Origin of the sequence: Streptosporangium sp. NPDC050855 (assembly GCF_044456585.1) — a bacterium.
Classification (GTDB): Bacteria; Actinomycetota; Actinomycetes; order Streptosporangiales; family Streptosporangiaceae; genus Streptosporangium; species Streptosporangium longisporum.
The window spans coordinates 946879-966613 of record NZ_JBITFY010000001.1 but is presented as its reverse complement, the minus strand read 5'-3'; the positions used below and the strand labels follow the sequence as shown (position 1 = coordinate 966613).

Sequence of the window (19735 nt, the reverse complement as noted above, 5' to 3'; positions counted from 1 at the left end):
CGAGGTTAACTCACTGCTCGGCCGCACGCCGGTAGGAGAGCATATGCGCCTCCGCCGACGCCTCCCAGGTGAACTCCTTGGCGCGGGCGATCCCGGCCGCGGACAGCGCCTTCCTGCGCTCGGGCGAGGACAGCAGCGTACGCAGCGCGTCCGCGATGCTCTCGGCGTCCGGCTCGGTGTAGGCGACCGCGTCGCCGCCCACTTCGGGCAGCGAGGTGCGGTGTGTGGTCAGCACGGGCGCGCCGCAGGCCATGGCCTCCAGCACCGGAAGGCCGAAGCCCTCGCCCCGGGAGGGGAACGCCGCGACCGTCGCCCCGCCGAGGAAGCCGCACAGGTCGGCGAAGGACAGGAATCCGGGGCGCAGCACCCGCACGGTCGCGGGGACCTCCTCCACCGCGGCGTCGACCTGGGCGTCACGGACGCCCCCGGCGAGCACCAGGGCGGGCGGGTCGGCGAGGTCCTCGACGGCGCGGACGAAGCCGCGGATCAGGTTCGGCACGTTCTTGCGGGGCTCCAGCGGGCCCAGGAAGGCCACGTACGGGGCGCCGTGCAGGCCGAGCCGGTCGGAGGCGTGCTCGATCTCGCGCTCGGACGGCGGGTGGAACAGCGCCGGGTCGACCCCGTGGTAGGCGACGTCGATGCGGGTCGGGTCGGCCGACAGCAGCCGGATCAGCTCGTCCCTGGTGGCCTTGGAGGGCACGATCACCCGGGTGGCGTGCCGGACCGCGGTGCGGGTCGCCGCCCGGAAGAACGCCGCCTTGACCGCGTCGTGCTGCAGGGGCTCGGTGAAGGAGGTCAGGTCGTGCACGGTGGCGACGGTCGGCAGGCCCGGGCTCAGCGGGATCGAGTAGAAGGGGGCGTGGATGACCTCGGCCCCGGCATGGCGGGCCAGGAACGGCAGCCCCGTCTGCTCCCACGTCAGGCGCGCGGCCCGGTTGGTGATCCCGTGGGGCCCCGGCACGATCCGGGCCGAGGGCGCCAGCGCGGCGTAGCGGGCCGCGTCGGCACGCTGGCAGACGACCGCGAGATCGGCGCCCGCCCGGTCCAGGGCGGCGACGAGCCCGTCGACGTACCGGATCAGCGCACCGCGATCGGCCGGGACCGCGGCCGCGTCGACGAGCACTCTGGGCGACAAGAAGGATCGCTCCCCTCATGATCCACTCGGGACGACAGTCCCCTTCTTCTGCTCACTCTATTGCCCGCAGCTCCGGAAACGTGGGGGAAATCACACGGCTTTTCCCGAAGCGTGGTCCTTCCGGGACCCCCCGGCGCGGCGCACGGCCAGACCGGCCAGACCGGCGCAGAGAAGATCACCGGCGATGATCACGATCCTGGAGCAGAGCGCCACCGCGATGGCCGGTCCCCGGTCCAGGACCGGCGCCAGGACGGCCACCATCGCGACCTCCCGCACCCCCGCCCCGGCCGGGACGACGAACGTCATGATGCCCAGGCACCAGGAGAGCGCGAACGCCCCCACGCAGAACACGGCCACCGACAGGGCGGAGAACCCCGGGGACCCCCCGGAGTCGAGGTCCGCGACGATCGCCGCCAGGTGCAGCCCGTAGGCGACCCAGCCGGCCAGCGCCCAGCCCAGTGCGGTGAGCAGGCCCCTGCGGGTGAGCGGGCGCTCCAGCGGCTCGCGTCCCAGCCTGCGCAGCCCGAACCCCAGGACGGCGTTGACCACCCTCGGCTGGAACGCCACCGCCAGCACCGGGATCAGCAGGAACGCCCACGCGTACGGCGCGACCGAGCCCGGCAGGGTCGCCGACAGCGTCACCCCGGCCACCACCAGCCCGCTGCCGAGCTGTACCGGCAGGGTCAGGAAGAACGCGGCGGCGCTGCGCGAGCGCGGCACGCCCAGCTCCCGGCCCATCTCCATCTGGGCGATCACCGGCCAGAGCGAGCCCGGGATGTACTTGCCGAGCTGCCCCACGAAGAAGACCCTGGCCCCGGCCCGCAGCGGCAGCGGCGAGCCCAGGTCGGCCAGGAGCGCCCGCCAGGTCATCATCCCGCCGCACAGCGCGGCGACCACCGCGACCAGGGACAGCGTCAGCGACGTCCAGGACAGCAGGGCGAACCCGTCGCGGATCTCGTCCCACTGCCTCACCACCACCCAGGCGCCGAATCCCAGCGCGAGGGCCAGGAAGGCGATGCGGGCCAGCCGCTTCACCGCGGGCGCACCGGCTCCGGCGGCCGGGGCAGGGACGGCCCGGCCGGGCGGCGTCCCCCCTTGGTCGCCACCCACAGGTAGGTGGGCACCACCGGCAGCAGCGCCCACAGCACCGGCCTCGGCAGCCGCGAGAGCACGGCCCCGGCCACCCGCCCCACCGTGCCGGGGAAGAGCTCGTTCCCGGCGAAGGCCGCCGGGGTGACCAGCACCGGGAAGGTGTAGTCCCACACCCTCAGGCCCCGCACCATCAGGCGCAGGCCGCGCCGGGTGCGGTAACGCTCGTAGTAGCTGTCGGCGCGGCCGAAGAGCCGCACGTAGCGGTCGGCCAGCGCGGGCGGCAGGTAGGACAGGAACGGCAGTCTGTAGTGTGGCTCCATCACCCCGAGCCGGTTGCCCAGCCCCAGGTACAGGACGCCGTCGTCGGAGAGCACCCGGCGCATCTCCGCCATGATCGCGTCCGGGTCGACCACGTGCTCGTAGATGTGGTTGAACACCAGCACGTCGATCGAGCCGTCCGGGAAGGGCAGCGCGGTGCCGTCGGCGCAGACGAACTCGACCCGCTCGCCGAACCGCCGGGCCGCCTTGCGCAGCCCCGGCACGTCGATGTCGACGCCGAACGTCCGGTGGGCGCCCGCCGCGGCCAGCTCGTCGGCGATGAAGCCCGCCGAGCAGCCGATGTCGGCGACCGTCAGACCGGCCAGCACGTCGGTGTCGCGGCCGAGGAAGTGGCCGAGCACCGCGACGATCTTCGCGGCCTTCCTGCGGCGCTTCTCCTCGTCCAGCATCGCCGCCTGGAACTCGGAGTACTCCAGCTGCGCGACCCGCTCGGCGCTCATCACTGCCTCACCGCTCCTGTTCTCCCGTCCGGGCGGCGCCGGGGCGCCACGCCGCACAAGAGTACCGGTGGCCCGCCGCCCTACCGCCGTGTGACGACGCCGTCGTACCCTGGGCGGATGCTCAGCCGACTGCGGTCAAGCCGCCTGCTCCGCGTGCTGCTCGCGCTGGTCGCGCTGGGTTTCCTCGGGTACGGCCTGGCCGGGAACCGCGAGCAGACGGCCGCGGCGGTGGCGCAGCTATCGGTGTGGACGCTGGTGGGCTCCTACCTGTCGGTGATGGCCGGGATCGCCGTGATGGTGCTGGCCTGGCGGACCGTGCTGGCCGGCATGGGCTCGCCGCTGCCGCTCGGTGCCGCCGCGCGGGTGTTCTTCGTCGGCCAGCTCGGCAAGTACGTGCCGGGCAGCGTCTGGGCGTACGCCGCGATGATCGAGCTGGGCCGCGACCACCGCGTCCCGCCCCGGCGGATGTTCGGCTCGATCTCCCTGGCGCTGCTGATCTCCCTGGGCTGCGCCCTGCTGGTGGCGGCGGTGACCCTGCGCGAGACCATGGCCCAGGCGTGGTACCTGACGGCGCTGATCCCCGTCATCGCCGTCTGCCTGCACCCCAGGGTGCTCACGTTCGGGCTGGAGACGGCCCTGCGCGTCGCCCGCCAGGAGCCGCTCGGCCAGGGCCGGCTGCTCGGCGGCAGGACCGTGCTGGCCGCGGTCGCCCTCACGGTCACCGGCTGGCTGGCGTACGGCCCGCACCTGCTGCTCCCCCTGGCCGACCTGGGCGCCCTGGGAGAGGCGGGCTCGCTGTACGCGGTGGCCACCGGCGCCTACGCGCTGGCCTGGGCGACGGGCATCGTCACGGTGATCGTCCCCGCCGGGATCGGCGTCCGCGAGGGGGCGATGGTGCTCGCCCTGGCACCGGTGCTGGACTCCCCCAGGGCCCTGGTGGCGGCGGTGGTGTCCAGGGTGATGTTCACCCTGGCCGACGTGAGCTGGGCCGGGATCGGCTTTCTGTGGGGACGCCTCTCCCGCACCGGGACCGCCCGGCAGGACGGCGACCCCTCCGCGGACGCGCTCCGCGACCGGGCCGCTCAGCGCGACAGCAGCGCCTCGACGTAGGCGGCCCAGTACGGCTCGGGGTCGACGGGCTTGACCCCGGCGCGCAGCCGCTCGGGCTCACCGGGACGGTAGAACGCGGCCAGCACGGCGCGCAGGTCCTCGACCGAGCGGGGCTCGGCCAGCAGCCCGTCCACCCCGTCGGTGACGTGCTCGCCCAGCGTCCCCGCCCGGGTCGCGATCACCGGCACCCCGTGCTCGTGGCCCATCCAGACCTGCTGACTGGCCGTCCCGCTCCGGTAGGGCAGCACCAGCGCGTCCACGTCCGCGAACAGCCCCGGCACGTCCGCCGCGGCCACGTACCCCGGCCGCAGCTCCACCCGATCCGATACCCCCAGCTCGGCGGCCAGCTCCCTGGTCCGCTCCTCCAGGCCGCCCCAGAACTCCCCGGCCACCCGCAGCGACACGCCCTCGGGCAGCGCGCGCACCAGCAGGTCCAGCCCCTTGTACGGCCGGACCAGGCCGAAGAAGAGCAGCCGCCGGTGCACGCCCCCGGTCGTCGCGGCGCGCCCGGCGTGACCGGGGGCCCGCGCGGGCAGGTGCGGCGCCATCTCGGCCGTCCGCACCGACCGGGCACCCAGCTCCCGGGCCTTGGCCGCCTGCCCCTCGGAGTGGACCAGCACCGCGTCCACCCGGCGCAGCAGGGCCCTCATCAGCGGCCTGTCGTACGGCTTGGGCTCGTGCGGGAGCACGTTGTGGCAGAGCGCCACCGTCCGGGTCCCGCGGCCCAGCCCGGCCAGGACGCCCAGGTAGGGCGGGACCTGCACCGGGCTGAGGACGGTCAGGACGACCAGGTCGGCGTCGCGGAGCCTCCGCCCGGCGCGGACCCAGCCGTCCGGGCGGCGCCAGTCCAGCTCGCGCCGCACGTTCCCGAAGGGCTCGCCGTCGGGCGTGTCCGCGGTCTGCCTGCCCGGATACAGGAAGGAGGGGTACTGGGCCCGCCAGGACTCGATCACCACGTCGTGCCCGGCGGCACGCAGCCGGTGGGCCAGCTCGGTGGTGTGCGCGGCGCCGCCGCCCTTGTAGGGGTACGTCGGCCCGACCAGGACGACGCGCACCTACTCGCTCCGGGAGCGCACGATGAGGTCGGCCAGCAGCGCCAGCGAGCCGATGAGCAGGCCGGAGATGAAGATCAAGGTGGTGTTGCTGGCCAGGTAGAAGGGCGTCCTGACGTTGTCGTAGATCCCCTTGGCCACCCCGACGCCGATCAGCCAGAGCGCGGGCGGCATGAGCACCTTGAGCGGGTTGAAGTACATGACCATCCGCAGCACCTGCAGGATGTAGCGGTAGGCGTCGGAGACGAAGCTGAACTTCGACTTCCCGGCCCGCTTGCTGTAGCCGATCGGCAGGTAGTAGACGTCGTGCTGGTTCGACAGGAACGACAGCGTGATCGTGGTGACGCAGGAGAAGCCGGGCGGCAGCAGCCGCAGGTAGGGCTTGGCGACCGACCTGCGGAACGCCCGCAGCCCGCTGTTGAGGTCGGGGATCTTCTGCCCGGCCAGCCGCTCGGCCACCTTGCGGATGAACCACTTGGCCGGGACCCGCAGGAACTTGTGCGAGCCCTCCTCGCTGGTCCGCGCGCCCACCACCTGGTCGATGGCCGGGTCCTTCTCCAGGATCTGGACGAGCTCGGGGATGCGCTCGTTCGGGTAGGTCATGTCGGCGTCGGTCCACACGACGATCTCGCCGCGCGCCTCCTGCGTGCCGATCCTGCGCACCGTGCCCGAGCCGCCGTTGCGGTGGAAGGCCCTGATCCGCATGTTCGGGAACCGGGGCGCGGCCTCCTGCAGCCTGGCCAGGGTCTGGTCGGTGGAGCAGTCGTCGACGGCCACCAGCTCGTAGGTGTACCCGCTGTGGTCCATCGCCTCGCAGATCCGCTCGACCTCGGCGATGACGTGGTCCTGCTCGTTGTAACACGGCAGGACGATGGTCACGTACGGTGTTGCGTCCACGGCTGATCCACTCTCGGGCTCTCGGCATGCTTCTCGACGGGCGAGAATACTCTGCCCGGCCGGGAACCGAGCGCACTACGCGCCTTCGGGCACGGCCCGGCTCCTCAGTCGGTTTCCGTGAGGTCGGCCCAAGCCACGCCCGGCATGCCCTCCACCGCGTCGATGACCTTCTGCGAGGCCGCCGGATCCGCGAGCTTGACGTGGTATCCCTCGGGTGCCGGTCCTATCATCCTGAAAGCGGCGACCAAGGACAGATGGTTCACTACCTGATACCGCTGAACCCGGCGGGCATGACCCGCGTCCTCGAAGTAGACGCGCTCGGCCCCTTCGAACGCCGTGAGTCTCGCCTCGACGGCCTTTCGCTCCTCCGGCGTCGCCGCTCCCCGCCCCACGCAGGGGCCGGGCGCCTCTCGCGCCTCGTCGGGCTCCGCCTCCACGGCCCGGCACAGCCCGACGTAGACGTCCGCCTTGTCCTCCCAGAAGGAACGACCGTGGGCGAAGATGGATGCGACGCCCGGCATGCCCTTCATGGTGGTTCCGAACGACCTGAAATCGGCTCTCCGGTGAAGCGTGCCCTCGAAAGCCTCGGGCATTTCCTCCTGTTCGAAGGCCAAGAGCAGCGTCCGGTTCTCGGGGGAGTTCTCGGACAGGTCGGCCTTGAGGCGGGCCATCGCCGTCTCCGGAGGCACGAACGCCATCTGCGCGACCTCCGGCATCGCCCGCAGTCTCTCCTCGACCGATCGTCTCTGCGCCGGGGTCGCCGCCCGCTTGCGGCACGACGTTTGGGGGGCGTCCTTCGTGCAGAGCATGACGTGAAACGTCCCGCCCTCGGGCCAGGGGCCGGCCGGTGGAGGGAGCACCCGGACGGGGTCGCGGTCGTACCGGGTGGCGGCTCCGGTGGCGCCGAGGAGCACGGCGGCGGTCACCACGGCGATCGGCAGGACTCGACGGAGCCGGGTCCGTTTTCCGGCGGGGAACTCTCCCTCCGGGGGCACGAGGAGCGATTCCCCGGTGATGGCCGCGTCGTTCCCGGCACGTGAATGAGGGCCCGTCATGTTCAAGTAATCACTCATCTTGATAAACGGAAATACGAATAGACATGGTGACACAGTCATACGAGTTCGATCACCTGAGACAGAACGGCTCCATGGCCGACCGGTGACGTTCCTCACGTACCCGCGGCCGGGACCGCCATCCAGACGTCGGCGGACAGGGACCAGGTGGCGTTCGGCGCGTCGACCAGGGAGCGTTCGTCCTGGCGGACGCGGAGGTTCATGACCTGGACGGGCATCCCGTACGCGGACAGCTGCGTGTCCTTGGCGGCGAGCAGCACCGGGACGCGCCCGGCGGCGCGGACCCGGGCGGCCAGCCGGGCGACGTCGGCGGGGGCGGGCACGTCCGAGCGGGGGGCCAGGACGATCCGGGCGGTGGGGACGTCACAGGTGCCCCGGACGACCTGGGTGAAGCGGTCGGCGGTGACGCGCTCGGCGACGAGCACCGAGGCGCGGGCGGGCAGGGCCGCGCAGAGCGCCTCGACCGCTGCGCGCTCGCCGCGCTCGACCGGGGTGAAGGCCGTCCCCGCGGAGGTGATCACGGGGAAGGCCAGCAGCAGGACGGCACCGCCCACGGTGATCCGGCGCCGCGCGGCCGGGCCGTACCCGGACCGGCGGGCCCGGTCGCGCAGGTGGCGAAGGCCCCAGACGGCCAGCAGGACCAGGCCAGGGATGATCACGGGGACCAGCCGGCGGGCGGCCCACGGGTGGTCGGGGGTGATGGCCGGACGGTAGAGGGTGCCCGCGGTGGTCCAGAGGACGACGGCCAGCGGAAGCGCCCATCCTGCGGCCGTCCCCCGTACCAGCCTGCGGGCGAGCACCGCCGCGGCGAGCACGGCCAGCAGCGCCGCCGGGATCCCGACGTACCAGGCCACCCAGTGCGCCGAGTTCTCGTAGTAGAGCCGGTACGCCTCGGTCGGCAGGCCGTTGGCCTTCTGGACCGCGGCGATGAAGAGGGAGGTCGTCCGGTCCTCCGGCGTGGTGGGCCGGCGGGTCACGGTCTGCAGCCACGGCCGCACCGCGAAGGCCGCGGCGGCCAGGACGACCAGGCCGGAGGCGGCCCCGGGCAGCCACCGGACCCGGGCGGCCCGCCGCACCGGGCCCGCGAGACGCGGGGCGAGCGCCGCGGCCACCGCGATGAGGAGCACGACCGCGCCGCAGATGACCAGCAGCGGCACCAGCGAGCCCGACAGGTACCTCAGGTACGGCCGCGACAGCAGGTAGGCGGCGGCCAGCCCCAGCCCGGCCCCGGCCACCAGCCCGCCGAGCAGCGGCACGCCCGCCCGGCCCGCCTCCCGCTCACCGGCCCGGCCACGGGCGATCAGCAGCCCGGCGTAGGCGAGCACCGGGAGCAGGTCGCGCAGCCCGTCGATCCTGACCATGACCGCCAGCCCGATCACCAGCCCGGCCAGGCCCGCGAGCCCTCTCGTTCCCGCGGCCCTCCCGGGGTCCGCCCCCCCGAGGCCCACCGGCCCGGACCCGGCACCCGGGCCGGGCGGGGACCCGGTGACCGCGCGGGACCGTGCTCCGGCGCCGGGCGGCAGGGCGTCGTGCAGCAGGGCGAGGCCCCCGAAGATCAGGATCAGGGAGGGGATCTCGCTGAAGGTGGTCCGCGAGGTGTAGAGGATCGGCAGGCAGACGGCGAAGAGCAGCGCGGCGAGCCAGGCCCAGCGGGGTCCGATGAGCCGGGCGGCCATGCCCCCGACGACGAGCACGGCCGCCGCCCCCAGCAGGGGGGGCACCAGCAGCATCCCGGCGATGTCGCCCGCCCAGGCGCCTGCCGCGTGCAGCATCGGCGCCCCGGGCATGAACTGGGGCACGACGGCCCCGCCGAAGTCGTAGAAGCCCACGCTGTCGAAGCGCAGCGCCGGGTCGGCGCCGCCGAAGGCCCACTCCCCGCGGGGCACCGGCAGGGAGCCGTGCCCGGCCAGCCAGAGGGCGTACTGCGCGTAGGTGCCGGGGTCGCGGCGGACGATCAACTGCTCGCCGTGCAGCAGGCCGTTGAAGATCCCCGAGCCCAGGGCGACCGCGACCACCGAGGCGACCTGCCGGGCGGTGGTCCCGGCGATCTCCGGCACGCGCCGCAGGCCGTACCGGCACAGCAGCGTGACGATCACCAGCCCGAGCGGGACCGCGGCGAGCGGCCGGAAGGCACCGAGCAGCAGCAGCGGCAGACCGGCGAGCAGCCAGCCCGCCACCGCCAGCGCGGGCAGGACCGGGAGCACGGCGAGCACCCTGCCCGCCGAGGGCGTGGTGCGCGCGCGATCCAGCGGGCCGGTGGTCATGATGCGACCAGAGCGTAGTGCCAACCCCGGGCCGCGACGGGCGCGCCGTGCCCGTACCCGGCCGCGGGCGCGGCGTCGCGGGGAAGCCGGTAGCGTACGCCAGCGTGCGAGGAGGGGGAAGAGTGGTCGGGTGGGCGCGGCTGCGTCGGCGGTTCCCGGGCGTCCGCGGGCTCCCGGGCGGACACGTTCCCCCCGGCGGGCACGGCTCCGCCGGGGAGCAGGACCTCACCGGGGAGCAGGGCTCTTCCGCCGGGCGCGGGCTGCGGGAGCATCGCTGGTTCCTGGGGCTGCTGGGCGCGGGGGTCGTGCTGCGGCTGGTCACCGTGCTCGGTTACCGTCCCGCGCTCTGGTTCCCCGACTCCTACACCTACGTCGTCACCGCGTTGAAGCCCCGCCCGGACCTGGTCCGGCCCGCCGGGTACCCGATGCTCCTGCGGCTGCTGGAGCCGTTCCACGACTTCGCCGTGGTCACGGTGGTCCAGCACCTGCTGGGCCTGCTGGTCGGCCTGCTGGTCTACCTCACCGCGCGGCGGCTGGGCGCGCCCGGCTGGGCCGCGGCCCTCGCCTCCGCCCCCTCCCTGCTGGACGCCTACCAGATCGAGCTGGAACACCTGCTGGTCTCCGACACCCTCTTCACGCTCCTGGTCGTCGCGGCGACCTGCCTGGCCGTACGCGGCCACACGAGGTCCGGGGGCCGGATCGGGCGGCGTACCGCGGCCGGGATCGGCCTGCTGCTCGCGGCGGCGACGCTGACCAGGACCGTCGGGCTGCCGCTGGTGGCGCTCTTCGCGGCCTGGCTGATCTTCCGGGAGCGCGGCCGGGTGCTCGCGGCGGGGATCATGCTGGCCGCCGCGGCGGTGCCGATCCTCGGCTACGGGGCCTGGTTCCACGCGACGTACCAGCGGATCGGCATCGTGGGCGCGAACGGCGTCTTCCTGTACGCCAAGACGATGACCTTCGCCGACTGCGGGGTGATGCGACCGCCGCCGGACCTGGCCGTGCTCTGCGACCCGCGCCCGGCCACCCTGCGCCCTCCCGCGCAGGAGTACGTCTGGTCGCAGGACTCGCCGCTGGTGAGGCTGCCCGGCATCACCTTCACCCGGGAGAACGACGCGCTGGCCGGGCGGTTCGCCTCGCTGGCGATCCGCAGTCAGCCGCTGGCCTACCTGGGCTCGGTCGCCTCGGAGCTGGCCCGGTCGTTCACCGTGGGCCGCCCGGTCTACCCGGATCAGGAGATCTACGACTACTACCTTTTCCCGGCGACGCCGCCCGCGCCCCCGGGGCGCTATCCGGCGACGGTGGGGGCCCAGGCCGCGGAACGCTACCAGCGGGGCCCGATCTCCACCCGGATCGTCGAACCGTACGCGGGCTGGATGCGTACCTACCAGGGAGTCGCCGGACTGCCGGGCGCGGCGGTGCTGGTGATCCTGCTGCTGCCGCCCACGGCGGCGTGCGTCCGGCGGTTCCGCCCGGACTCCACGGCGTGGGCGCTGCCCTGGTCGGTGGCGGCGGTGCTGCTGGTGATGCCTCCGGCGGTGGCCGAGTTCGACTACCGCTACGTGCTGCCCGCGGTGCCCGCCGCCTGCCTGGCAGCAGCACTGATCGTAAGTAAACCTAAATTCCGTAACATTCCACTAAATGTCCGTATCTGAGTATGCTGGCCGCCGGATCCCGCAGCGGCCTCAGGGGGCGGTCTTGGCCAAGTTCGCATCATCACGGCTCCTGGTGCGCACCCCATGATCTACTCTTTGGGCGCGATGATCGAGCCGCATCACCACCGGAAGACGCCGCCGAGCGGGAGGACCGCATGAGCGACCACCGGCAGGCCACCGTCAGAGACCGCCGGGCCGAGACGACCTCCCCCGGCCGCCGGGCGACGCGGCGAGCGGGAGCGCAGACACCCACCGAGCCGAGCCCGTCCGCGAATCCGCCGCCCCCCGGGCAGGCCCCGCCCAAGGGCAGGGGCCGCAGGCCGCGGCGCCTCGGCATCGGCGCCTGGGCGAGCATCGCGGCGACCGGGGTGCTGGTGCTCGGCACCCTGGGCGGATACAAGGTCTACCGGGACACGCTGGGCGAGTTCCAGACGGTCGACCTCTCCGGCAAGCTCGGCAACAACCGGCCGGTGAACGCCACGGGCGCGCTCAACGTGCTCATCGTGGGCTCCGACACCCGCGAGGGCGACAACCTCAAGTACGGCCAGAAGATGGCCAACGCGGGCAAGCGCACCGACACGATCATCCTCATGCACATCGCCCCCGACCGCGACAAGGCGACGTTCGTCAGCTTCCCGCGCGACTCCGTGGTCGACATGCCCCCCTGCAAGTCGGAGACGGGCCAGCAGGTCCCGGCCCGGACCGAGATGATCAACACCGCCTACAACGAGGGCGGCATCACCTGCACGATCACCACGCTCGAAGCGCTCACCGACATCCACATCGACCACTTCGTCGAGGTCGACTTCACCGGCTTCAAGAACATCGTGAACGCCCTCGGCGGCGTCCGGGTCTGCCTGACCAAGCCGGTCGACGACAAGAAGGCGAAGCTCACCCTGGCGGCCGGCTGGCACCTGCTGGCCGGCGAGAAGGCGCTGGGCTACGTCCGGCTGCGCAACTACGGCGACGGCAGCGACATCGGCCGCATCAAGCGCCAGCAGGTCTTCCTCAGCCAGGTGGTGAAGAAGGCCACCAGCACCGAGCTGCTGAGCGACCCCGCCAAGATGCTGAACTTCATCAAGACCGCAGCCCAGTCCGTCCGGATGGACAAGGCCCTGGCCGAGGACACCGGCACCCTGCTCCAGATCGGGCAGAGCGCCCAGAAGCTGACCGCCAGCGGCGTCAAGCTGATCACCGTCCCGTGGGGTCCCCACCCCGACGACCCGAACCGGGTCGCCTGGGTGCAGCCGTACGCCAACCAGCTCTTCGCCGCGATCAAGAACGACACCGAGGTCACCCCGCCCCCGGACCCCAAGGCCAAGCCCGCGGTCAAGCGCGAGCAGGTCAGGCTCCAGGTGTTCAACGGCACCGACACGCCGGGCCGGGCCAAGCAGGTCGCCGACGAGCTGGCGGACCAGGGGTTCGTGGTCACCCACGTCGGCAACGCCCGCCCGGCGACCGGCAACGTGCCCACCACCACGGTGCGCTACGCCAAGAAGGACGCCGCCGACGGCGTCTCCTACGGTGACGCCGTGGCCGCGAGGCTCTCGGGCGACAAGCGCGCCCCGGTCGCGGGCAAGGTCAAGCCCCTCACCACGGAGAAGTACGTGCCGACGGTGGCGCCCCCGCCCACCGCCGGCGGCAAGGCCCCGGACGGGCCGGTCATCCAGCTGATCATCGGTGCCGACTGGCCGGGTGTCCGCGCCCTTCCCAAGATCCCCGACGCCCTCACCGACAAGGTCGTGGACAGCAAGACCAACCCCTGCACCTGACGCCCCCGGCCCGGTCCCGGGGCCGGGCCCGCGGCCCGCTCCGGGTCGTCCGGCGGGTCCGTACGATGATGGGGTGCTCGCCGTCCTTCGTTCCCTCTGGGACGAACCCCGCCCCCCGGACGCTCCGCGGCGCGTGTGGCGGGACTGGGTGCTCGTGGGGGTGATCGTCCCGGTCGCGGTGCTCGAAGGGGTCCTGCGTCCGGACCTGCCGTGGCGGGCCGTCTCGGTGGGCGTCGCCGTCGCGCTGGCGCCCACCCTGCTGTGGCGCCGCACCAGGCCGCTGCTGATGGTCGTGATCTGCTTCGCCGTCGGCGGGCTGCCCTCCCTGCTGGTGGGCGAGCCCCTGTCGGAGCTGTACACGATGATCTACCAGCTCATCCTCCCGTACGCGCTGTTCCGGTGGGGGTCGGGACGCGAGGCCGTGACCGGGCTCGTGATCATGCTCGCTTCGGCCGCCCTCACCGTGCTCAGCGTGCACACCACCGTCGCCGACGCGGTCGGCGCGTTCGCCTTCCTGTCCTCGACCGTCACCCTGGGCGGGGCGCTGCGCTACCGGGCCCGGGCCAGGGCGCGCGAGCTCGACCAGGCCAAGCTGCTCGAACGCGAACAGCTCGCCCGCGACCTGCACGACACCGTCGCCCACCACGTCTCGGCGATGGCGATACGCGCCCAGGCGGGCCTGGCCACGTCGGGCTCACGACCGGAGGCCGCCACCGACGCGCTGCGCGTCATCGAGGCCGAGGCGGGACGCGCCCTGGCCGAGATGCAGGCCATGGTCCGCGTCCTGCGCACGGACCGTCCGATGGACCTGGCGCCCGGCCGGCGCATCGCCGACATCGAGCACCTCGCGGACCACGGCTCCTCCGGCCCGTCCGTCGACGTGAAGATCTCGGGCGATCTCGGCGACCTCCCCCCGTCGGTGGAGGCCGCGATCTACCGCCTCGCGCAGGAGTCCGTCACCAACGCCAGACGGCACGCGCGGCACGCCACCCGCATCGAGGTCCGCGTCACCGCCGACGACGCGTCGGTGCGCCTGCGCGTGAACGACGACGGCGACGGCGGCCTCATCCGCCCGGTCGCGTCACCGGGGTACGGGCTCATCGGCATGATCGAGCGCGCCCACCTGCTCCGCGGCACCTGCGTGGCCGGCCCGGACCCCGACAGGGGCTGGACCGTGAGCGCCGTGCTGCCCCGGACCGGAGCGGCGACGTGAGCGTACGGGTGCTCGTCGCCGACGACCAGGAGATCGTCCGCACCGGGCTCACCATGATCCTCAACGCCCAGCCGGGCATCGAGGTCGTCGGCGAGGCCGGCGACGGGCGGCGGGCCGTCGAGCTCGCACGGCGGCTGCGCCCCGACGTGTGCCTGTTCGACATCCGCATGCCCGGCATCGACGGCATCGAGGCCACCCGCGCCCTCGCCGGACCGGACGTCCCCGACCCCCTCGCCGTCGTCGTCATCACCACCTTCGACCTGGACGAGTACGTCTACGCCGCGCTCAGGGCCGGCGCCCGGGGGTTCCTGCTCAAGAACGCCGGCGCGGTCCTGCTCTCCCAGGCCGTCCACGCCGCCGCCGACGGTGACGCGCTCATCGCCCCGAGCGTCACCGCGCGCCTGCTCGGGACCTTCACCCGCAACGCGGGCGCGACCCCGGTGCGGCCCGTCGAGGCGCTCACCGACCGGGAGGAGCAGATCCTGGCCGCCGTGGCGCGCGGGCGGACCAACAACGAGATCGCCGCCGAGCTGTACATCTCCCTCAGCACCGTCAAGTCCCACATCGCCAGCCTGATGGCCAAGCTCGGCGCCCGCAATCGCGTCGAGATCGCGATATGGGCCTACGAGACCGGCCGCGCCGGGAGCTGAGGCGAGCCGGTGGCCGCTCACGGGACGACCCGGGCCGGGACCCGGCTCGGAACGGTGACGACCCCTGTCAGGATCCGGGCCGGAACGGTGGCCGCTCACGGACGATCACGTCGGGGACGCGGCCTCCCACGGATGATCCGTTCGGCCACCACGACGTTGATCACCCAGCCGGCGGCCATGAGCAGCGCGGTGGTGACCTTGCCCGGCGTCCCGACGATCAGGAACCACGGCATGAGGGTCAGCACCTGCGTGCCCGCGCCCAGGCCGATCGCGTACCCGCGGATCATCCAGGCACGGTGCCGGGCGACGTCCCGCCGCCGGATCGCGGCGACGCCCAGGACGATGGCCACCACCATGGCCGTGCCGAACACGAGCCGGACGGCGGACAGCAGATCGCTCCCCTCGGGGGCGGGCGGATAGAACACCGTCATCCACAACCCCGTGAGCGCCGCGACGAGCCCGGCCGGGACCAGGACCCGCCCGGCGGCGCGGTGCAGGCCGGGTCTGCGCCGGCGGAGACCGGTGGCGAACTGGAACGCCCCCAGAAGCGTGTACAGGCCGACGCCCACGATGTGCAGCACCACGGGCACGGGCGCCGCGAAGAACCGCGCGTTCTCCGGCGTGATCTCCGCACCACCGGTCAGCTCGGTCAGGCGGGCGGCTCCGGCGACCAGGGGGACGACGCCGAGCGCGATCAGCCCGGCGAGCGCGAGCCGGTTCGTCCCGCCCTTTCCGCCTTTCGCCCCGGCGTTCCTTCCACCGTTCGTCCCGGCGTTCGTCCTGCCGTTCACCCCGTCTTTCGTTCCGGCGGTCGTCCCGGCGCTTATTCCGCCGTCCGGCCTCGCGCCCGGTCCGGTGGAGGTTCCCCGCGTGTCCCGTCCGTCCGCGGGTCGGTGTCGCGGCGGCTGCTCGGACAGGGTGCGGCCCGTCGGGCTCTCATCGGTCATGCCCCGATCGTGACCGCCTGCACGGCGGCGGTCATCGCCGGAAAGGCCCGCTCCGCACTGGCCGATCATCCACTGATCAGGCGTACTTTCGGCCGATGGACCCTCCGCGCGGGACTCCTACGCTGACCCTGCGTGGCCCGGGACGCGCTCGTCACCGTCCGGCCGCCGGCACCGGCGGCCCCGGCGCTCCACGGGCCGTCCAGCGGCGCGGGCGACGCGCCGATCCGGCCGCTCCATGAGGCTGACGGCCTCCGGCGGGCCGATGTCCCGTCCCGCACCCACGAGGAATGAGGAATGTCATGAAGGCGTTCGTCCTGCGTTCGTACGGCTCACCCGACGTCCTGGATCTCACCGAGATCGACACGCCCGTGCCCGCCGACGACGAGGTGCTCGTCCGGGTGCGCGCCACCTCCGTCCAGCCCTACGACTGGCACCTCATGCGGGGGGAGCCGTACGTCGCGCGCCTGATGGGCGGCGGTCCCGGGCTGCGCGCACCGAAGATCCGCGTGCTGGGCGCCGACATCGCGGGACGGGTCGAGGCGGTGGGCCGGAAGGTGACGGGGTTCCGTCCCGGGGACGAGGTCTTCGGGATGCCCAAGCAGGGCGGTTTCGCCGAGTACGCGTGCGTCCGCGAGGACGAGCTCGCGCCCAAACCGGGAAACCTGTCGTACGAGCAGGCGGCCGCGGTGCCGCTGGCGGCCATCACCGCACTGCTGGCCCTGCGGGACGCCGGGCGGGTCCGGCCGGGGCAGAGCGTGCTCGTCAACGGGGCGTCGGGAGGCGTGGGCACGTTCGCCGTACAGCTCGCCAAGGCGTTCGGCGCGAGGGTCACCGCCGTGTGCGGCACGCGGAACGTCGAGCTGGTCCGCTCGCTCGGCGCGGACGAGGTCGTCGACCGCACCGCGCGGGACTTCACCCGCGACGGGCGGCGCCACGACCTGCTCCTGGACATCGCGGGAAGCCACCCGTGGCGGGCGTACCGGCGCGTGCTGACCCCCGGCGGGACCTGCGCGCTGATCGGCGGGCCGGGCGGGCGGTGGGTGCGGCCCGTCGGCCGCATCTTCGCGACGCTCGCGATGTCGCCGTTCGTGTCGCAGAGGATCGTCATGGTCGACCTGGTCCGGAGCACGGGGATCGGGCGGAACCTGGTGACGCTGACCGAGCTCATCGAGGACGGGAGGCTCACCCCGCTCATCGACCGCCGTTACCCGTTCGAGGAGATCCCGGCGGCCGTCGGGTACCAGGAGCGGGGGCACGCGCCGGGGAAGGTCGTCGTCACGGTCTGACGGCGCGGACGGGAGCCGGCGTGGGACCGTCCCGCGGCGGGACGCGCCCGCCGGGCGTGGCATCGTGAGCCCGTGGTCCCCGGCCGGCCCGTGCCCCGGCCCGCCGTGCCCGCACCGTGCGGCCGGGCCGCCGGATCGTGGACGGTCACGATTACCCGGGAACCTCCGGAATCGAAGCGGGTGTGCGACACAGGGCGCACGGTCGGTTTAGGGTGGTGGCGGCGGCACGGCGAACCCCCGCGCATCCGGCCCGCTCCGGGCGCCCCGTCGGTCTGCCCGACCACTCCCCGGCCTCCGAGAGATAGCTGAGCCATCCCCCCGTGAGCGACATCCGATCCTTCCAGGTGCCGGCCCCCCAGGACGACGGCGGTTCCGACGCCGGCCCCGGCCGGTCCACCGGCGGACAGGGCCGGAGGTCCGACCCGGGACCGGACGCGTCCCGGACCCCGCCCCTGGGATTCGAGCCGTCCCGCTCCCCGTGGCCGGAGTCCGGCGGACACCGCCTTCCCGACCCGGAGCCCGGCGACTCCCGGCCTTCCCGATCCTCCGAGCCCTCCGGGCCTTCTGTGCCTTCTGTGCCTTCTGCGCCTTCCGGGCCTTCCGGGCCCTCCCGGCCCGCGTGGCCGGAGCCGCCCGGCTACGGCGCCACCACCTTCGGGCGGTCGCCCCGGCACGGCGGCCCGCGCGACGACGTACGCGACGACACGCGCGACGACCGCCCCGGTGAGGCCACCGAGTGGGGGGCCTACCCGGTGTACCGGGAGGCCCACCCCGGCGAGCCGTACGACTCCCGCGATCCGCTCGACCTGTCCAAGCCGCTGGAGCCCGAGCCGGTGCCCCGGGGCGCCTCTTGGAGCCCCGACGACCCGGCCTGGTCCCAGGAGGGGTCGTTCTGGGCGCGCGACGACCAGTCCTGGGGGCAGGAGAGCCTCGCCTGGGCACAGGAGGGCCCGGCCTGGGCGCGCGAGGACCTCCCGGGGACACCCCCCCTGGGAACGCCCGCTCCCCTTGGAACACCCGATCCGCCGGGAGTCGCTCCCCCGCGGACGCCCGAGGACCGCGCCGGCGGGCACGACGACCGGGCCTGGATGCGGGACGCGTCCTGGGCCCAGGAGCGTCCCCCCGCCCCGCGCAGCCCCTCGCACGGCTCCGACCCGTACGGCCCGGCGTCGCAGGGTCCCGCCTCCCACGGCTCCGACCCGTACGCCGCCTCCCGGGTCCCCGCCCCCCGGCCGGACCGGGGGGTGCCCCCCGGCTCCCCGCCGCCCGCCCATCCGACTGCCCACCCGCAGCCGGGCGCGCACCCGTACGCCGTGCCCCCGCCGGGTGGGGCGGCCCGGCCCCAGGGGCACGGCCGGACGGCAGGCCCGGGGCACCCGTCGTTCCCCGAGCCGTTCCCCGGTGCCGGACACCCCCACACCGCACCGCAGCCGGCGCCGCAGTCCGCACCGCAGTCAGCACCGCAGACCGGGCGGTCCCTGCCGCGGGCCACCCCCGTGCCTGGTCCCGTCCCGGCTCCGGCTCCGGCTCCGGCTCCGGAGGAGCGTCCCTTCTCCTACTGGGAGAACGCCGGTGGCCAGGGCGAGCCCTCGTTCTGGAACCAGGGGCCCGCGGCCGAGCAGGAGCGGCGGGCCGAGCGCGAGCGCGAGCCGGTCGCCGAGGAGCCCGCCCCCGCGGCCAGGAAGAAGCGCGAGCCCTACCTGGACAACGTGAAGTTCGTCCTGATCGCCCTGGTGGTGACGGGCCACGCGCTGGTGCCCACCCTGAAGGCGCACTCGGCCGAGGCCGCGTACCTGTTCATCTACATGTTCCACATGCCGGCGTTCGTGCTGATCAGCGGCTATCTGGGACGCAACTTCTGGAACTCCAACGCGAAGATCAACAAGCTGGTCGACACCCTGCTGATCCCGTACGTGGTGGTGGAGATCGGGTACGCGCTGCTGCGCTTCGCGCTGGGCCAGAAGTGGACGCTCACGATCATCGACCCGGCCTGGCTGAACTGGTACCTGCTCGCCCTGGTCCTCTGGCGGATCTCCACGCCCATCTGGACCCGGATGCGGCAGCCGCTGCTGGTCGCCGTGGTCATCTACATGGCCGCGGGCTTCTCCGAGATCTCCGGCGACTTCAGCATCGACCGCTTCTTCGGCCTGCTCCCGTTCTACGTCTTCGGCCTGCTGCTCAAGCCCGAGCACTTCGACCTGCTCAAGCCCCTGTGGGTCAGGATCACCTCGGCGGTCGTCCTGGCCTGCGCCGCCGGGGTGGCGATCGTCATCGCGCCCCGGGTGCCGCTCGACCCGATCTACTTCCGCTACAGCTTCAAGGCCATGGACATGACCTGGTGGCTGGGGTTCGGGGTGCGCGCCGCCGTGCTGGTCGCGGCGCTGGTCATGACGTTCGCGGTGCTCGCGCTGGTGCCCAGGCGCGAGACCTGGTTCTCCGACCTGGGGACCCGCACCCTGTACGCCTACCTGCTGCACGGCGTCGTCGTGGTCATCGCCAAGGACCAGGGCTGGCTGAGCTTCCCCTGGCTGTACGGCCCGCTGGGCGTGGCCGCGATCGCGTCGAGCTCGCTGGCCCTGGCCATCGTGCTCTGCCTGCCCGAGACCCGCAGGCTCTTCAAGTGGCTGCTCGAACCCCGCCTGGTCTGGCTCTACCGCCGCCCGTCCCCGGCGCCCGCCGACGCCGCCGCGACGTCCGGCCGGCCCGCCGGACCGGAGGGGCCCGCCGGAGCTGCCGGGCCCGCCCAGGAGAGTTCAGCGGCGGTTCCCCGGTAGTTAACCCAACCCCTCCGGGGAGGACGGAACAAACGCCCA

Annotated in this window: 15 protein-coding genes; 7 read left to right on the top strand and 8 right to left on the bottom strand. The window is 73.5% G+C overall.

Features of this window, described 5'->3' with window-relative positions; all coding sequences use genetic code 11:
* Window positions 1–10: 10 nt before the first annotated feature.
* From ACIBCT_RS04430 to ACIBCT_RS04420, 3 genes are all read right to left on the bottom strand, one after another.
* Window positions 11–1135 carry a glycosyltransferase family 4 protein gene (locus tag ACIBCT_RS04430; protein WP_399185964.1) on the bottom strand — a complete coding sequence of 375 codons (1125 nt, stop codon included), beginning with the start codon at window positions 1133–1135 and terminating at the stop codon, window positions 11–13.
* Between the two features lie 90 nt (window positions 1136–1225).
* A complete protein-coding gene (locus ACIBCT_RS04425) occupies window positions 1226–2170 on the bottom strand; it encodes a lysylphosphatidylglycerol synthase domain-containing protein (protein WP_399185963.1) in 945 nt (314 codons plus the stop codon).
* Entirely contained in the window at window positions 2167–3006 is an 840-nt protein-coding gene (locus ACIBCT_RS04420) for a methyltransferase domain-containing protein (protein WP_399185962.1), read from the bottom strand. Before ACIBCT_RS04420 ends, ACIBCT_RS04425 begins: the two co-directional genes overlap by 4 nt.
* Before the next feature lie 117 nt (window positions 3007–3123).
* Between ACIBCT_RS04420 and ACIBCT_RS04415 the strand changes: the two genes are divergently transcribed.
* Window positions 3124–4116 carry a lysylphosphatidylglycerol synthase domain-containing protein gene (locus tag ACIBCT_RS04415; RefSeq protein WP_399185961.1) on the top strand — a complete coding sequence of 331 codons (993 nt, stop codon included), beginning with the start codon at window positions 3124–3126 and terminating at the stop codon, window positions 4114–4116.
* Here ACIBCT_RS04415 and ACIBCT_RS04410 read toward each other — a convergent pair.
* The 4 genes from ACIBCT_RS04410 to ACIBCT_RS04395 form a co-directional block, all read right to left on the bottom strand.
* Complete coding sequence (locus ACIBCT_RS04410) at window positions 4089–5171, bottom strand: glycosyltransferase family 4 protein (RefSeq protein ID WP_399185960.1); 1083 nt, start codon at window positions 5169–5171, stop codon at window positions 4089–4091. The genes ACIBCT_RS04415 and ACIBCT_RS04410 overlap by 28 nt on opposite strands.
* Window positions 5172–6065, bottom strand: a complete 894-nt coding sequence (locus ACIBCT_RS04405; protein WP_399185959.1) for a glycosyltransferase family 2 protein — start codon at window positions 6063–6065, stop codon at window positions 5172–5174.
* A gap of 104 nt (window positions 6066–6169) precedes the next feature.
* Window positions 6170–7180: a permease-like cell division protein FtsX gene (locus tag ACIBCT_RS04400; RefSeq protein WP_399185958.1), complete on the bottom strand. Its 1011-nt coding sequence runs from the start codon at window positions 7178–7180 to the stop codon at window positions 6170–6172.
* A gap of 53 nt (window positions 7181–7233) precedes the next feature.
* Complete coding sequence (locus tag ACIBCT_RS04395; protein WP_399185957.1) at window positions 7234–9402, bottom strand: hypothetical protein; 2169 nt, start codon at window positions 9400–9402, stop codon at window positions 7234–7236.
* 122 nt (window positions 9403–9524) lie between these two features.
* On the opposite strand from ACIBCT_RS04395, the gene ACIBCT_RS04390 reads away from it, so the two are divergent.
* From ACIBCT_RS04390 to ACIBCT_RS04375, 4 genes are all read left to right on the top strand, one after another.
* Window positions 9525–11054 carry a phospholipid carrier-dependent glycosyltransferase gene (locus ACIBCT_RS04390; RefSeq protein ID WP_399185956.1) on the top strand — a complete coding sequence of 510 codons (1530 nt, stop codon included), beginning with the start codon at window positions 9525–9527 and terminating at the stop codon, window positions 11052–11054.
* 155 nt (window positions 11055–11209) lie between these two features.
* Entirely contained in the window at window positions 11210–12826 is a 1617-nt protein-coding gene (locus ACIBCT_RS04385) for an LCP family protein (RefSeq protein ID WP_399185955.1), read from the top strand.
* A 73-nt stretch (window positions 12827–12899) separates the two neighbouring features.
* Window positions 12900–14039 (top strand): sensor histidine kinase, encoded by a 1140-nt coding sequence (locus ACIBCT_RS04380; RefSeq protein ID WP_399185954.1) that lies wholly within the window; start codon window positions 12900–12902, stop codon window positions 14037–14039.
* Window positions 14036–14689, top strand: a complete 654-nt coding sequence (locus ACIBCT_RS04375) for a response regulator (protein WP_399185953.1) — start codon at window positions 14036–14038, stop codon at window positions 14687–14689. Before ACIBCT_RS04380 ends, ACIBCT_RS04375 begins: the two co-directional genes overlap by 4 nt.
* A 95-nt stretch (window positions 14690–14784) precedes the next feature.
* Here the strand turns inward: ACIBCT_RS04375 and ACIBCT_RS04370 are convergent, their stop codons facing one another.
* Window positions 14785–15480: a DUF2306 domain-containing protein gene (locus tag ACIBCT_RS04370; protein WP_399185952.1), complete on the bottom strand. Its 696-nt coding sequence runs from the start codon at window positions 15478–15480 to the stop codon at window positions 14785–14787.
* Between the two features lie 455 nt (window positions 15481–15935).
* Here ACIBCT_RS04370 and ACIBCT_RS04365 point away from each other — a divergent pair, with 455 nt between their 5' ends.
* Both ACIBCT_RS04365 and ACIBCT_RS04360 read left to right on the top strand, forming a co-directional pair.
* A complete protein-coding gene (locus ACIBCT_RS04365; RefSeq protein WP_399185951.1) occupies window positions 15936–16922 on the top strand; it encodes an NAD(P)-dependent alcohol dehydrogenase in 987 nt (328 codons plus the stop codon).
* A 575-nt stretch (window positions 16923–17497) separates the two neighbouring features.
* A complete protein-coding gene (locus ACIBCT_RS04360) occupies window positions 17498–19696 on the top strand; it encodes an acyltransferase family protein (RefSeq protein ID WP_399185950.1) in 2199 nt (732 codons plus the stop codon).
* Window positions 19697–19735 lie beyond the last annotated feature (39 nt).

What these genes read in the sequence shown, in the direction of transcription:
- ACIBCT_RS04365 (WP_399185951.1), top strand. Translation starts at nt 15,936, where the DNA reads ATGAAGGCGTTCGTCCTGCGTTCGTACGGCTCACCCGACGTCCTGGAT.
- ACIBCT_RS04415 (WP_399185961.1), top strand. Translation starts at nt 3,124, where the DNA reads ATGCTCAGCCGACTGCGGTCAAGCCGCCTGCTCCGCGTGCTGCTCGCG.
- ACIBCT_RS04395 (WP_399185957.1), bottom strand. Translation starts at nt 9,402, where the DNA reads ATGACCACCGGCCCGCTGGATCGCGCGCGCACCACGCCCTCGGCGGGC.
- ACIBCT_RS04385 (WP_399185955.1), top strand. Translation starts at nt 11,210, where the DNA reads ATGAGCGACCACCGGCAGGCCACCGTCAGAGACCGCCGGGCCGAGACG.
- ACIBCT_RS04400 (WP_399185958.1), bottom strand. Translation starts at nt 7,180, where the DNA reads ATGACTGTGTCACCATGTCTATTCGTATTTCCGTTTATCAAGATGAGT.
- ACIBCT_RS04420 (WP_399185962.1), bottom strand. Translation starts at nt 3,006, where the DNA reads ATGAGCGCCGAGCGGGTCGCGCAGCTGGAGTACTCCGAGTTCCAGGCG.